We start from the raw sequence: 14,454 nt of genomic DNA on the forward strand, positions 1-14,454 counted from the left end.
AACTACTATGGATAACATTAGCGTCTTGTTGGAACCTGTGCACGCGTTCTTGAATCAAATCGGCGCTTTTATGCCGCGATTGATGATCGCCCTGGGCGTACTTCTCGTGGGTTGGCTCATCGCCAAGGCGCTTCGTTACAGCCTCGTCAAGGCGCTGCGTGCGCTCAACTTCAACGTTCTCACCGAGCGCGCCGGGGTCGACGGCTTTCTGCAGCAGAGCGGCACAGAAAAGGACACGACCGAGTTGGTCGGCTGGATCGTCTATGCGACCGCGCTACTTGTGTCCCTGATCATTGCCTTCAACAGTCTCGGACTGATGCAGGTGACAGACCTGCTCAGCAAGTTACTGCTGTTCGTACCGAAAATCCTGGTGGCGTTGCTGATCATCGTTTTCGGCAGCTATTTTGCACGCTTTGTCGGCACGTCCGTTCAGAACTATTGTCGCGGCGCCGACATTAGCGACGGTGACCTGCTCGGGCGCGTTGCGCGCTACGCGGTTCTGGTTTTTGTCTTGTTGCTGGCGATGGATAATGTGGAAATCAGCGGTGGCCTGATCCAGCAAACTTTCCTGATCATCCTGGCAGGCTTTGTGTTCGCTGGTGCGCTGGCATTCGGCCTGGGCGGCCGAGATTATGCAGCAGCGCTCCTTGAACGCTGGTTCCCGCGTGACCGCTCCGACCGCACCCCCTGAGTCCGAGCATCGTAACGCTGAGGGAGATTTTTTTAAACAGAGAGCACGATGAACAAGACCAACAATAATAATCACGCTGCCATTTCCGCGAACGATCCAGAGTGGGAAAACGATCCCCTCTGGTACAAGGACGCCATCATTTACGAGCTGCACGTGAAGGCGTTTTGCGACAGCAATGGCGACGGCATCGGCGATTTCCAGGGGTTGACCGAAAAACTCGACTACCTCCAGGATCTCGGCATCAACACCTTATGGCTGCTGCCGTTCTATCCTTCGCCATTCAAGGACGACGGCTACGATATCTCCGACTATCGCAACGTCCATCCGGACTACGGCACCCGTGCCGACGTTCGCAACTTCATCCGCGAAGCTCACCGGCGCGGCCTGAAAATCATCACCGAACTGGTCATCAACCACACCTCCGACCAGCATCCCTGGTTCCAGGCAGCGCGCCGCGCGCCGGCCGGGTCAAAGAAACGCGACTTCTACGTCTGGTCGGACACCGACAAGAAGTTTCCCGAGACGCGCATCATCTTCACCGACTCAGAAAAATCCAACTGGGCCTGGGACGAAGTGGCCGGCGCCTACTACTGGCATCGTTTCTTCTCGCACCAGCCCGATCTGAACCACAATAACCCGGAGGTGGTGAAGGCGGTGATCCGCATCATGCGCTTCTGGCTCGACCTTGGCGTCGACGGCCTGCGCCTGGACGCCATTCCCTACCTGTGCGTACGCGAGGGCACCAGCAACGAGAACCTGCCCGAAACCCACGCCGTAATCAAACAGATGCGCGCGGTCATCGACGCCCACTACCAGAACCGCATGCTGCTGGCCGAGGCCAACCAGTGGCCCGAGGACGTGCGCGAGTACTTCGGCAACGGCGACGAATGCCACATGACCTACAATTTCCCGGTCATGCCGCGCATTTTCATGGCCGTAGCCCAGGAAGACCGCCATCCCGTTGTCGAGATCATGCATCAGACGCCGGACATCCCCGCCAACTGCCAGTGGGCCATCTTCCTGCGCAACCACGATGAGTTGACCCTGGAGATGGTCACCAAGCGCGAGCGCGACTACATGTACCAGATGTACGCCGCTGACCCGCGCATGCGCGTCAACGTCGGCATTCGCCGCCGCCTGGCGCCGCTGATGGAAAACAACACCGACAAGATCGAGCTAGTGAATTTTCTCCTCATGACCCTGCCTGGCTCGCCCATCCTTTATTACGGCGACGAGATCGGCATGGGCGACAACATCTATCTTGGCGACCGCAATGGCGTGCGCACGCCCATGCAGTGGAGCCCGGACCGCAACGCCGGCTTTTCCAAGGCCGACCCCCAGCGGCTCTACCTGCCACCCAACATGGACCCGATCTACGGTTACGAGGCCATCAACGTCGAAGCCCAGGCGCGCAATCCTTCCTCTCTGCTGCACTGGATCAAGCGCCTTATCGCCGTGCGCAAGAACTACAAAGCCTTCGGCCGCGGCAGCATCACCTTCCTGGAACCCGGCAACCGCAAGATCCTCGCCTATGTGCGCGAGTGGGAGAACGAGACCCTGCTGTGCGTGGTGAATCTCTCGCGCACCGCCCAGCCAGTGGAACTGGATCTCTCCGCCTTCAAGGGCCGGGTGCCGGTGGAATTGCTCGGGCGCACCGCCTTTCCGCCCATCGGCGACCTGCCCTATCTGCTGACCCTCAAGGGTTACGGCACCTACGGGTTCCGCCTCGCTACCGACGCCGAGGTCCCCTACTGGCACGAGGAGCGCCTGGCACGTCCCGAGTTGCCGGTGCTGGTGCTCACCGAGGGCTGGCTCACTTTCTCGAAAAGCCAGGCCGGCACCGTTCGCGGCGCCATCGCGGCCGCAACCCAGGAACAACTTCAGCACAAGGTACTGGCTCCCTACATCGCCAACAAGCGCTGGTTCGCTGCCAAGGGCCGCCGCATCGACCGCATCGAGATCCTGGAGCAGGGTGAGTGGAACACCGCTCAGGGCAGCTGGCTGCTCACCATCATCGAGGTGTATTGCGCCGGCCTGCCACCCCAGCACTATTTCCTGCCCCTGGCTATCTGCTGGGAGGAAGAGGCTGGCGAAGAAAAACTCCAGACGCTGGCACCATGGACGCTGGCAAAGGTGCGGCAAAAGGAACACATCGGCGTGCTCTACGGCGCCTTCGGCGACGACCGGTTCTGTCGCGAACTGGTTAAAGGCATAGGTCAAAATATCGATCTCCCGCTAGGCAAGGGACAAGTCGAATTTCGCGCCGGCAGCGCGTTTGGCGAACTGGCTGACGGGATCGAGGCGCCGGTGCGCCAGCCGGCGCTGGAACAGAGCAACACGGCGGTCTATTTCGGCAACAAGCTCTTCCTCAAATGTTACCGTCGCCTGCAACTCGGCACCAACCCGGAGGTGGAAGTCGGTCGCTTCCTTACCGAGAAATCGCCCTTCCCGCACATCGTGCCCGTTGGTGGTGCGGTGGAATTCCGCCGCGCCGATGGCCAGACGATGACGCTGGCGCTGCTCCAGGCCTATGTTGAGAACCAGGGCATGGGCTGGAACTTCGCGGTGGATTACCTGGAACGATTTCTGGCCGGGCAGTTGGCCGAGCCAGCACCCCATTCGACTGAATCCACAGAGAGCCCCCACGGCTACTGCCTCGCCCTGATGGACGTGCTCGGCCGCCGCACCGCCGAACTGCACCGGGCTTTCTGCCATTCCACCGGCGACCCCGATTTCGAACCCGAACCGATCACGCCGAAAGATCTCGCCGCCTGGTCGACCCGGGCACACGCAGAAGCTGTCGCCACGTTCGACGGACTGGAGAATCGCCGCGACGGCCTGTCGGGCGAATTGCACTCGGCCTGCGACCGCCTGCTGTCGCTGAGGCTCGCGCTGCTCGATCGAATTTCCCCGCAGGCCCTCGCGGGCATTTCCGCCGCCAAGATGCGCTACCATGGCGACTATCACCTCGGGCAGGTACTGCTGGTGGAAAACGACTTCATCATTACCGACTTCGAGGGAGAACCGGCCCGGACTCTGGATGAGCGGCGCCAGAAGCATTCACCGCTGCGCGATGTCGCCGGCATGCTGCGCTCCTTCAGCTACGTCTCGGCGATGGCGACCAATCGCGCCACCACTGAGCGCCCCGCCGACCGGCACCGTCTCGGCCCCCTGGTGCAAGCCTGGGAGAAAGAGGCGAGCGAGGCCTTCCTCAAGGGCTACCGCGATGCCATTCAGGGCTGCCCGTCCTGGCCGGCAGCCCCCGGCGCGGCGGAGCGGCTGATCGAGTTTTTCGTCATCGAAAAAGCCCTCTACGAGTTGCGCTACGAAATGGACAACCGGCCCGACTGGCTGCCCATCCCGCTTTTCAGCCTGCTTAGAACACTAGTCCACAAAGAAGGAGAAATATCATGAAAGTGCTCGCCATGGTTCTGGCCGGAGGCCAGGGTTCCCGACTCCATCCCCTCACGGCGGAACGATCCAAGCCGGCCGTGCCCTTCGGCAGCCGCTACCGCATCGCCGATTTCGTCCTCAGCAACATGATGAATTCAAATATACGCGGCGTCTACCTGCTGGTGCAGTACAAGTCACAGTCGCTGATCGAGCACGTAAACAAGGCATGGGGATATGCCAACTCCTGCCCCGGACAGTTCATCACCGTGGTGCCGCCGCAGATGCGCGAAGGGCCGGAATGGTTCCAAGGCACGTCCGACGCCGTGTTTCAGAACATCAATCTGATCAAGCACCATGCGCCCGACATGGTCGCAGTGTTTGGCGCCGATCACATCTATCGCATGGATGTGCGGCAGATGATCGACTTCCACCAACAGAAATCGGCCCATGTGTCGGTAGCGGCGCTGCCCGTGCCGCTGGCTGAAGCGTCGGCCTTCGGCATCATCGACGCCGACGCACAGGGCCAGATCAAGGGTTTTCTGGAAAAGCCGAAAAATCCACCGCCCATCCCCTCTGATCCAAGCCGTGCCTACGGCTCCATGGGCAATTACCTGTTCAACACCGATGTCCTGCTGAAAGCTTTGTACGAAGCCAAGGAAAGAGGCGAGCACGATTTTGGCGGCAATATTCTGCCGCGCCTGATCCACAGCCACCGGGTGTTTGCCTACAACTTCGCCGACAATCGCATCCCCGGCACCTCCAGCTACGAGGAGCAGCCCTATTGGCGCGATGTCGGCACCATCGATGCATTTTATGCCGCACACCAGGACGTGCTGGGCGAGCATCCGCGATTCGATCTCTTCAACCCGCAATGGTTCGTCAATTCCAGCAATTACCAGGGGCCGGCGCCCCGCATCGTCTCGGGTGAGATCATTAACAGCGCCATCGGCGCCGGTTCCATGGTGAAGGGTGCGCGCATCCACAACTCCGTCCTGCGCCGCGAGGTGATTGTGGAAGAGGATGTCGAGATCGAGGACTGCGTGATCATGGACTACAGTATCATCCGCCGCGGCTCGCGTCTCAAGCGCGTCATCGTCGACCGTTATAACGACATCGCGCCGAACAGCCGGATCGGTTTTGATGCGGCGGCGGACGGCGCCCGCTATACCGTCAGCGAGGGTGGTGTGGTGGTGGTTCCCAAGGGTCTGGACATACCAGACGTAACCCGTTACCAAATCTAGGATATCTGTTATGAGTCTACCCATCAGCGCCATCTGGCCCGGCGCCCCTTTCCCACGCGGCGCCACCTGGGATGGCGAGGGGGTCAACTTCGCCATCTTTTCCGAGAACGCGACACGCGTCGAACTGTGTTTGTTCAACCCCACCGGACGGCGCGAGATTCAGCGTATCGAGCTGCGCGAGCGGACCGACCTGATCTGGCATTGCTACCTGCCGGAGGCGCGCCCAGGAATGCTCTACGGCTACCGCATTCACGGCCCCTACGACCCGGCGAACGGTCACCGCTTCAACCCCAACAAACTGCTGATCGAGCCTTACGCCAAGGACCTCTTCGGCCAGTTGCGCTGGAGCGATGCGCACTTCGGCTACAAGATCGGGCACCGCCGCGAGGACCTGTCCTTCGACCGCCGCGACAACGCCGCCGACATGCCCAAGTGCCGCGTTATCGATCCAGCCTTCACCTGGGGCGAGGACAAGTCTCCGAACATCCCCTGGTCCGACATGGTGGTGTACGAACTGCACGTGCGCGGCTTAACCAAGAACCACCCCGACATTCCTCCGCCCCTGCGCGGCACCTATGCCGGCTTGGCGACGGCGCCGGTCATCAACCATCTCAAGCGCCTGGGGATTACCTCGGTGGAGCTGATGCCAGTGCACGCCTTTCTCGACGACCGCCATCTTCTCGAGCGGGGGCTTTCCAACCACTGGGGCTACAACACCATCGGTTTCTTTGCCCCCGATCATCGTTACAGTTCCAGCGGCGTGGTGAGTGAGTTCAAGACTATGGTCAAGACCCTGCACTCGAACGGGATAGAGGTCATCCTTGACGTGGTCTACAATCACACGGCCGAGGGCAACCACCTCGGACCGACGCTCTCCTTCAGGGGCGTCGACAACGCCTACTACTACCGACTGGTCGGCGACGATCCGCGCTACTGCATGGATTACACGGGCTGCGGCAACACCCTCAACCTGCAGCAGCCGCGCGCACTTCAGCTGATCATGGACTCGCTGCGCTACTGGGTACTGGAGATGCACGTCGACGGCTTCCGCTTCGATCTGGCCTCGGCCCTGGCGCGCGAACTGCACGAAGTCAACCGCCTCGGCGCCTTCTTCGATATCCTGCTCCAGGACCCGATACTGTCACAGGTCAAGCTCATCGCCGAACCCTGGGATCTGGGTGAGGGCGGCTACCAGGTGGGCAACTTTCCGGCGGGCTGGGGCGAGTGGAACGACCGCTACCGTGACAACATGCGCTCCTACTGGAAGGGCGATGGCGGCCTGATCGGCGATTTTGCGCAACGTCTCACCGGCTCCAGCGATTTCTACGATCACAGCGGTCGCAAGCCCTACGCCAGCGTGAATTTCGTCACCGCCCACGACGGTTTCACCCTGCACGACGTGGTGAGTTACCACGACAAGCACAACGAGGCCAACGGCGAGGACAACCGCGATGGCACCGACAACAACAACACCTGGAACTGCGGCGCCGAAGGTCCTACCGAAGATGCCAACATCAACGCCCTGCGCGCGCAGCAGAAGCGCAACCTGCTGGCGACGCTGTTCTTCTCCCAGGGTGTACCGATGCTGGTTGCCGGCGATGAGATGGGCCGCACCCAGCACGGCAACAACAATGCCTACTGCCAGGACAACGAGATCAGCTGGGTGAACTGGAATCTTTCCACGGACGACCAGGAATTCCTTGCCTTCGTGCAACGCGTCATCGCTCTGCGACGCGAACACCCGGTATTCCACCGTCGCAACTTCTTCCAGGGCCGCGCCATCCACGGCTCTGGCACCAAGGACATTCACTGGTTCAAGCCCGACGGCAGCGAGATGAACGACGAAGAGTGGGCTCACGATTTCGCGCGCTGTCTCGGCGTCTTTCTGGGCGGCGAAAGCATGCAGGAGCAGGACCGGCGCGGTCAACCCATACGCGACGATAATTTCCTGCTGCTTTTCAACAGCCACCACGAAAACATACCCTTCAGCCTGCCCGTACTATGTGAAGGCGGCGTGTGGCAGAGCGTCCTGGACACTCACCTCGCCGGCGGCCTGGAACCTGACGGCCAATTCCAGGATGGAGACACTTACCCCCTCGCAGGCCGCTCGCTCGCCCTCTTGATCCAGCGGAGTTCATCATGAAGCGCCATCACAGCATGCCTTTCGGCGCCCATCTGCTCGACGCCGGCGGCGTTCGCTTCCGCCTCTGGGCGCCCGGCGTCGCGGCCGTCGTGTTGCAACTCGACGAGACGCAGGAACTGCCCATGACGGCCGCGGACTCAGGATGGTTCGAACTGACGGTGCCCACGGCGCATGCCGGCAGCCGTTACAGTTTCAGGCTACCTGACGGATTGCTGGTGCCCGATCCGGCCTCGCGCTACAACCCAGAGGACATTCATGGCCCCTCCGAGGTGGTCGATCCGGCCGCCTTCGACTGGTCTGATGGCGGCTGGCGCGGCCGGCCCTGGGAGGAGGCGGTAATCTACGAACTGCACGTCGGCAGCTTTACGCCGGCGGGCAGCTTCGACGGCGTCATCGAGCGCCTCGACTATCTCGCCGAGCTGGGAGTGACCGCGCTGGAGATCATGCCGGTGTCGGATTTTCCCGGCCGCCGCAACTGGGGCTACGACGGCGTGCTGCCTTTTGCACCCGATGCTGCCTATGGCCGGCCGGAAGACTTCAAGCGTCTGGTCGATGCCGCCCACGAACGCGGTCTGATGGTGCTGCTGGACGTGGTCTACAACCACTTCGGTCCAGAGGGCAACTATCTGCATGCCTACGCCCCGGACTTCTTTAATCCGCACCATAAAACGCCGTGGGGCGCGGCGATCAACTTTGACGGCAAAAATAATCGTGCGGTACGCGACTTCTTCGTCCACAACGTCCTTTACTGGCTGGAGGAATTTCATCTCGACGGTCTGCGTCTGGATGCCATTCACGCCATCTGCGACGACAGTTCGCCGGACATCATCGAGGAACTCGCCGAAGCTTTCAGGTCAGTCCGAGGATGCGGGCGCCACGTCCACATGGTGCTGGAAAACGAGCACAACCAGGCCCGCTACCTGGGCCGCGAAGATACCGGTGTATTACGCCATGCCACGGCGCAGTGGAACGACGACATCCATCATGTATTTCATGTCCTCGCCACGGGTGAAAGCGATGGCTACTATGCCGACTATGCTGCCGAACCGATGCGGCTACTGGGCCGCTGCCTCACCGAGGGTTTCGCCTATCAGGGCGAAGCTTCGGCCTTCGCGCACGGCAAATTGCGCGGCGAACCGAGCAGCCACCTGCCACCTGTGGCGTTCATCAATTTCCTGCAGAACCACGACCAGATCGGCAACCGCGCTTTCGGAGAACGCCTGAGCCAGCTCGCTTCCCCTGTAGTGATGGAAGCCGTCACGGCGGTGCTGCTGCTCGCACCGCAACCGCCGCTGCTGTTCATGGGCGAGGAGTTTGCCACCGCTCAGCCCTTCCTGTTCTTCTGCGACTTCGGCCCTGAACTGGCCCGTGCCGTAACCGAAGGCCGGCGGCGCGAGTTCTCGCGCTTCGCCCGATTCGCCGACCCTGCCGCGCGCGAACGCATTCCCGATCCGAATGCCGAGGCCACCTTCGAGCTCTGTGTGCTTGACTGGAGCGGCCTCGATCGCACACCTCACCGCACCGTGCTCGAACTCCACCGGGCTTTGCTCTCGCTGCGCCGGCAGTGGATAGCTCCGCGTCTGGCCGGCATGGGCAACGGTGATCCGAAAACAACGCTGCTGTCGGCGCGCGCGCTTAACCTGCGCTGGCGTCTCGGTGACGGCAGTCTGCTGATGCTGGATGCCAATTTTGGCGAAGACGTGGTCGAGGCGGCACCCGCCACCGGCTCCTTGATCTTCGCCACAACCAACCTCGACGACACCATGATCAAAGCCGGGCAACTACCACCCTGGTCGGTGGCCTGGCATCTGCAATCTGGAGACCCTTCATGACACGTTCCACCTCAAACACCCCGGATGCGCTGGTGCAACTCGCCGCGCACTGCGGGATCGCCGCCGAGTATATCGACATCTGGGGCACGCGCCATGCGACCTCGGAGCAAACGCTCCGCGCCCTGCTGGCCGCCATGCATTTCCCTGCCGAGGCGGACCCTGCGGTCCTGTTGAGGAATATGGAGGAACAGGAGTGGGGACGGCCTCTGCCTCCGGTCATGGTGTTGCAGGCCGGCTCGGCGCCGGCGGTGCCGCTCTCTCTGTCTGCGAACAGGGCGAGCCGCCCGCATCGCTGGATACTGACAGCGGAGGACGGCGTGCAGACGACAGGCGAGTTTCTGCCAGCCGAATTGCCTCGACTGGGTGAGCAACGTCTGGGCCGCACAAATTTCCTGCGCGGTGAACTGAGCCTGCCGCCGCTGGTAACGCCTGGCTACTACCGTCTTGAAGTCGAACAACCGGGACGCGAAGTACAAGATCAAGCAGCGATGACGCTCATCGTCACACCTTCGAGCTGTTACCAGCCTGAAGCCATACAAGGGGAAGGCCGCGTCTGGGGCCCGACGGTACAGCTCTATGGCCTGCGCTCGCGGCGCAACTGGGGAATCGGAGATTTTAGCGACCTGCGCGCCCTGGTCGATCTGTCGGCAGAAGCAGGGGGCGGCGTAATCGGGGTCAACCCCCTGCACGCCATGTTCCCGGATGCCCCTGATCGAATCAGCCCTTACAGCCCGTCCAGTCGCTGTTTCGTCAACGTCCTCTACATAGACGTGGAGGCGGTTCCGGAATTCATCGAGTGCGATGCAGCGCGCAACCTCGTCGCCTCCGATCTCTTTCAGGGCCGATTGAGGCGGCTGCGCGCCAGCGAGCAGGTCGCCTATGAGGAGGTGGCGGCGGCCAAGCGCGAGGTACTCGGCATAGTCTACCGCTACTTCCTCGACCAGCACCTCGCCAACGACAGTGACCGGGCGCGCACTTTCCGTCTGTTTCGAGAAAAAATGGGCGAAGAGCTGGAATTCCACGCGCGTTTCGAAGCCTTGCAGGAGCACTTTCGGCGCGAGAATCCCGCTGTCTGGGGCTGGCCGGCATGGCCCGAGGAATACCGCCATCCGCAAGCGCCGGCAGTGGCGGCGTTCGCGACCGAACATGCCGATGCCGTCGAGTTTTTTGTCTGGCTGCAGTGGCTCGCCGACGAGCAACTCGCTGCCGTGGGCCGGCAATCGAGTCGCCGCGGCTTGGGCGTGGGCCTCTATCAGGATCTGGCAGTGGGTGTAAATCCGGGCGGATCGGAAGTCTGGGCCTGGCAGGATGCCTACGCGATCGGCGCCTATGTCGGCGCACCGCCCGACGACTTCAATCTTGCTGGCCAGGACTGGGGCTTGCCGCCCCTGGTGCCGCATCGCTTGCGGGAGGCGGCCTACGCGCCGTTTATCGATGTGCTGCGCGCCAACATGCGCCACTGCGGCGCGCTGCGTATCGACCACGTGATGCAATTCATACGCCTGTTCTGGGTGCCTGTCGGCATGTCGCCAACACAGGGTGCCTATGTTGCCTATCCGCTGGATGATCTGCTCGGCATCATCGCGCTGGAAAGTCAGCGTAATCGCTGCATGGTCATTGGCGAGGATCTGGGCACCGTTCCCGATGGCTTCCGACCCCATCTCGCCACGATCGGCGTGCTGTCCTACCGGCCTTTCCTGTTCGAGAGGACAGAAGACGGCGGATTCAAGCCGCCAGCCGAGTACATGCGTCAGGCCCTGGTGTCGGTGAGCACCCACGATCTGCCGACGCTTAGCGGTTTCTGGAAAGGCAGCGACCTCGACACCCGTAGCGCCCTGCATCTCTTCCCCTCGGACGAACAACGCAACAAACTGGTGGTGGAGCGTGCCCAGGATCGAGCACGCTTCCTGGTGGCACTGGAGCGCGAGGGACTACTGCCCTCGGGGGCGAGCATCCATCCGAATACTGTTCCCGAGATGACGCCGGCCTTGATGGTCGCCATCCATGCTTACCTGGCGAAGACGCAGGCACAGATACTGGTGGTGCAGCCCGAAGACATTCTTGGCATTATCGAGCAGACCAACTTGCCAGGGAGCCGCGATGAGCAGCATCCTAACTGGCGGCGGCGCCTGCCCCTGGATCTGGAGGATTGGCGGGACGACAGTCGCTTCGCCGCCATCGGTGAGATGCTGCTCAGGGAGCGGGGCAGCGCGGTAGTGCCTCACGCTGAAGAACCGTTGCCAACGCGCGTGGCGGTGATACCGCGCGCCACTTACCGGCTGCAGTTCAACCGCGAGTTCACCTTCGCGCAGGCAACTGCCCTGGCGCCTTATCTCGCCGAACTGGGAGTAAGCCATTGCTACGCCTCGCCCTATCTGAAGGCGAGACCGGGTAGCGGACATGGCTACGACATCGTTGACCACGCCGCCCTCAATCCGGAAATCGGCACGCCGCAGGAATATGAGGATTTTGTTGCCGCGTTCAAGGAGAAAGGACTGGGCCAGATCGTTGACGTGGTGCCGAATCATATGGGTGTCATGGGCTCAGATAACGCCTGGTGGCTGGACGTACTGGAGAACGGCCCGGCTTCGGCCTGGGGCGCATTCTTCGACATCGACTGGGATCCACTCAATCCGGAGCTCAAGGGCAAAGTGCTGCTGCCCTTGCTGGGCGACCACTACGGCGCCGTGCTCAACCGCGGCGAACTGCGCCTGAACTTCGATGCAGTGCGCGGCGAATTCAGTGTTTTCTACTACCAGCACCGTCTGCCGGTGGACCCGGCGAGTTATTCAAGCATCATCGGCCATCGCCGTGAGCGCCTGGAGGCCGCCATCGGGGAAAACCACGAGCGCTACGGCGAGCTGGAAGCCCTGCTCACCGCCTTTGGCCACCTGCCGGGGCGCACTGACACGGACCCGGCACGCATGGCCGAGCGCCAGCGCGACAAGGAAGTGCATAAGCGCCACCTCGCCGCGTTGAGCGAAGCTTGTTCCGATATCGCTCATCACATCGCCGACAATCTCGCGGAATTCAATGGCAACCCCAGCCAGCCAGCCAGCTTCGACCTGTTGCACGAGCTGATCCTGGTCCAGGGATACCGCCCTGCCTACTGGCGTGTCGCCTCCGACGAGATCAACTACCGGCGTTTCTTCGACATCAACGACCTCGCCGCGCTACGCATGGAAGACCCGGCGGTATTCGACGCCACTCACCGTTTCATTCTCGATCTCGTCGCCCAGGGCAAAGTCGAGGGGCTACGCATCGACCATCCCGATGGGCTTTACGATCCGGGCGAGTACTTCCGTCACCTGCAGCAGGTCGTCGGCGGCAAGCCCCTTGCGCCGGGCGAGCCGCTGCCGCTGTACCTGGTGATCGAGAAAATCCTCGCCGATCACGAGCGCCTGCCGGACGACTGGCCGATCCACGGTGCAACCGGCTACCGCTTCGCCAACTTGGTCAACAATCTGTTCGTCGACAGTTCCGCCGAACGGCGCATGACGCGTATCTACCGCGACTTCAGCGGCATAACCAGCGACTTCGAAGAGCTGGCCTACGACGCCAAGAAGCTGATCATGCACACCGCCCTGTCGAGCGAGTTCAACGCCCTCGCCAACCGCCTGGCACGCATTGCCGCCGCCAGCCGGGACACCTTCGACTTCACCCTCAACGGGCTACGCGAGGCGCTGGTAGAAGTGGTGGCCTGTTTCCCGATCTATCGCAGCTACGTCGCCCACGGCGAACTGTCCGCCGACGACCGCCGCCACATTGCCTGGGCGGTGGCGGTGGCCAAGAAGCGCAGCCCGGATGCCGACACTGGCATCTACGATTTCCTCGAAAGCGTACTGACCACCGATATCGGCTGCGGCCGCAGCGCCTCGTTCCGCGAGCCATTGCAGGCTTTCGCCATGAAGTTCCAGCAGGTCTCTTCTCCAGTCATGGCCAAGGGCGTCGAGGACACGGCCTTTTACCGCTACCACCGCCTGACATCGCTCAACGACGTTGGCGGCGAGCCACGTCGCTTCGGCATTTCAGTGGCGGCCTTCCACGCCGCAACGCGTGCTCGCGCCATGCGCTGGCCGCACAACATGCTGGCTACCTCCACCCACGACAGCAAGCGCTCCGAGGACGTGCGCGCCCGACTCAACGTACTCTCCGAGATACCGGCGGCGTGGAAGCTGATACTTAAGCGCTGGAGCCGCCTCAACCGCGGCCGCAAACGCCTGATCGACGGCATCGAGGCGCCATCCCGCAACGACGAGTATCTGCTCTACCAGACCCTGATCGGCACTTGGCCGCTGACCCCGCCCGACGATGCGGGGCTGGCCGAATACCGGACGCGCATCGACGCCTACATGATCAAGGCGCTGCGCGAGGCCAAGGAACACAGCAGCTGGGTCAAGGTCAATGCCGACTACGAGGGCGCGGTGAGTGGCTTTGTCCAGGCTCTGCTGGCGCCAGGCGAGAAAAACCTGTTCTTGGCCGACTTCGTGCCGATGGTGCAGACCATCTCCCACCATGGCCTGATCAACGCGCTTTCCCAGACGCTGATCAAGATCGCCTCACCGGGTGTGCCCGACATCTACCAGGGTTGCGAGTTGTGGCAGTTCAATCTGGTCGACCCGGATAACCGTCGCCCGGTGGACTTCGCGCAGCGCCGCGAACTGCTCGCGGAAACGCGGGCGCTGACAGACGCGCCGCCGGAACAGTGGCCGGAGCGCCTGCAGCCACTGCTGGCGAACATGGGGGACGGCCGCATCAAGCTGTATACCCTGTGGCAAAGCCTGGCCCTGCGAGCACGCTGGCCAGAGGTGTTTCGCGATGGCAGCTACCTGCCCCTGACAGTGCGCGGCAAACTCGCCATCCATGCCTGCGCCTTTGCCCGGCGCCACGGAAATCAATCCCTGATTGTCCTGGTGCCGCGTCTGCCGGCCCGCCTGCTGGGCGACCGCATCGCTCTGCCTTTGGGAGTCGAAACCTGGGGCGACACGATGCTGGAGCTGCCCGGCGAGCTAGCCGGTCTGGAATGGCGCAACGTCCTCACCGGCGAACGCCATGCAGCAGCCAGCCACCTTGCACTGGGTCAGTTGCTGGCCTGCTTTCCGGTGGTTTTGCTGGCGTCCGAGGAGATCGCATGATCGGCCGGCAATGGAAGCA

Annotated in this window: 6 protein-coding genes; all 6 read left to right on the forward strand. The window is 62.2% G+C overall.

Annotated features, from left to right (window positions below; translation table 11 throughout):
- Positions 1-70 precede the first annotated feature (70 nt).
- The 6 genes from SCD_RS12005 (at position 71) to SCD_RS12030 (ending at position 14,435) form a co-directional block, all read left to right on the forward strand.
- Positions 71-691, forward strand: a complete 621-nt coding sequence (locus SCD_RS12005; protein ID WP_198408654.1) for a mechanosensitive ion channel family protein — start codon at positions 71-73, stop codon at positions 689-691.
- A 153-nt stretch (positions 692-844) separates the two neighbouring features.
- The gene (gene treS / locus SCD_RS12010; RefSeq protein ID WP_232504405.1) at positions 845-4,105 is read left to right on the forward strand and encodes a maltose alpha-D-glucosyltransferase; all 3,261 of its coding nucleotides are present in this window, start codon (positions 845-847) and stop codon (positions 4,103-4,105) included.
- Positions 4,102-5,325, forward strand: coding sequence for a glucose-1-phosphate adenylyltransferase (locus SCD_RS12015; RefSeq protein ID WP_009205433.1), 1,224 nt, complete (start codon positions 4,102-4,104; stop codon positions 5,323-5,325). The genes treS and SCD_RS12015 overlap by 4 nt, the downstream gene beginning before the upstream one ends.
- Before the next feature lie 10 nt (positions 5,326-5,335).
- A complete protein-coding gene (gene glgX, locus SCD_RS12020) occupies positions 5,336-7,468 on the forward strand; it encodes a glycogen debranching protein GlgX (RefSeq protein WP_009205434.1) in 2,133 nt (710 codons plus the stop codon).
- Entirely contained in the window at positions 7,465-9,300 is a 1,836-nt protein-coding gene (gene treZ, locus SCD_RS12025) for a malto-oligosyltrehalose trehalohydrolase (RefSeq protein WP_009205435.1), read from the forward strand. Before glgX ends, treZ begins: the two co-directional genes overlap by 4 nt.
- Complete coding sequence (locus SCD_RS12030) at positions 9,297-14,435, forward strand: malto-oligosyltrehalose synthase (RefSeq protein ID WP_009205436.1); 5,139 nt, start codon at positions 9,297-9,299, stop codon at positions 14,433-14,435. Before treZ ends, SCD_RS12030 begins: the two co-directional genes overlap by 4 nt.
- The last annotated feature ends 19 nt before the right edge of the window (positions 14,436-14,454 follow it).

It is taken from the genome of Sulfuricella denitrificans skB26, from assembly GCF_000297055.2.
Classification (GTDB): Bacteria; Pseudomonadota; Gammaproteobacteria; order Burkholderiales; family Sulfuricellaceae; genus Sulfuricella; species Sulfuricella denitrificans.

What these genes read in the sequence shown, in the direction of transcription:
- SCD_RS12005 (WP_198408654.1), top strand. Translation starts at nt 71, where the DNA reads ATGCCGCGATTGATGATCGCCCTGGGCGTACTTCTCGTGGGTTGGCTC.
- SCD_RS12015 (WP_009205433.1), top strand. Translation starts at nt 4,102, where the DNA reads ATGAAAGTGCTCGCCATGGTTCTGGCCGGAGGCCAGGGTTCCCGACTC.
- glgX (WP_009205434.1), top strand. Translation starts at nt 5,336, where the DNA reads ATGAGTCTACCCATCAGCGCCATCTGGCCCGGCGCCCCTTTCCCACGC.
- treZ (WP_009205435.1), top strand. Translation starts at nt 7,465, where the DNA reads ATGAAGCGCCATCACAGCATGCCTTTCGGCGCCCATCTGCTCGACGCC.
- SCD_RS12030 (WP_009205436.1), top strand. Translation starts at nt 9,297, where the DNA reads ATGACACGTTCCACCTCAAACACCCCGGATGCGCTGGTGCAACTCGCC.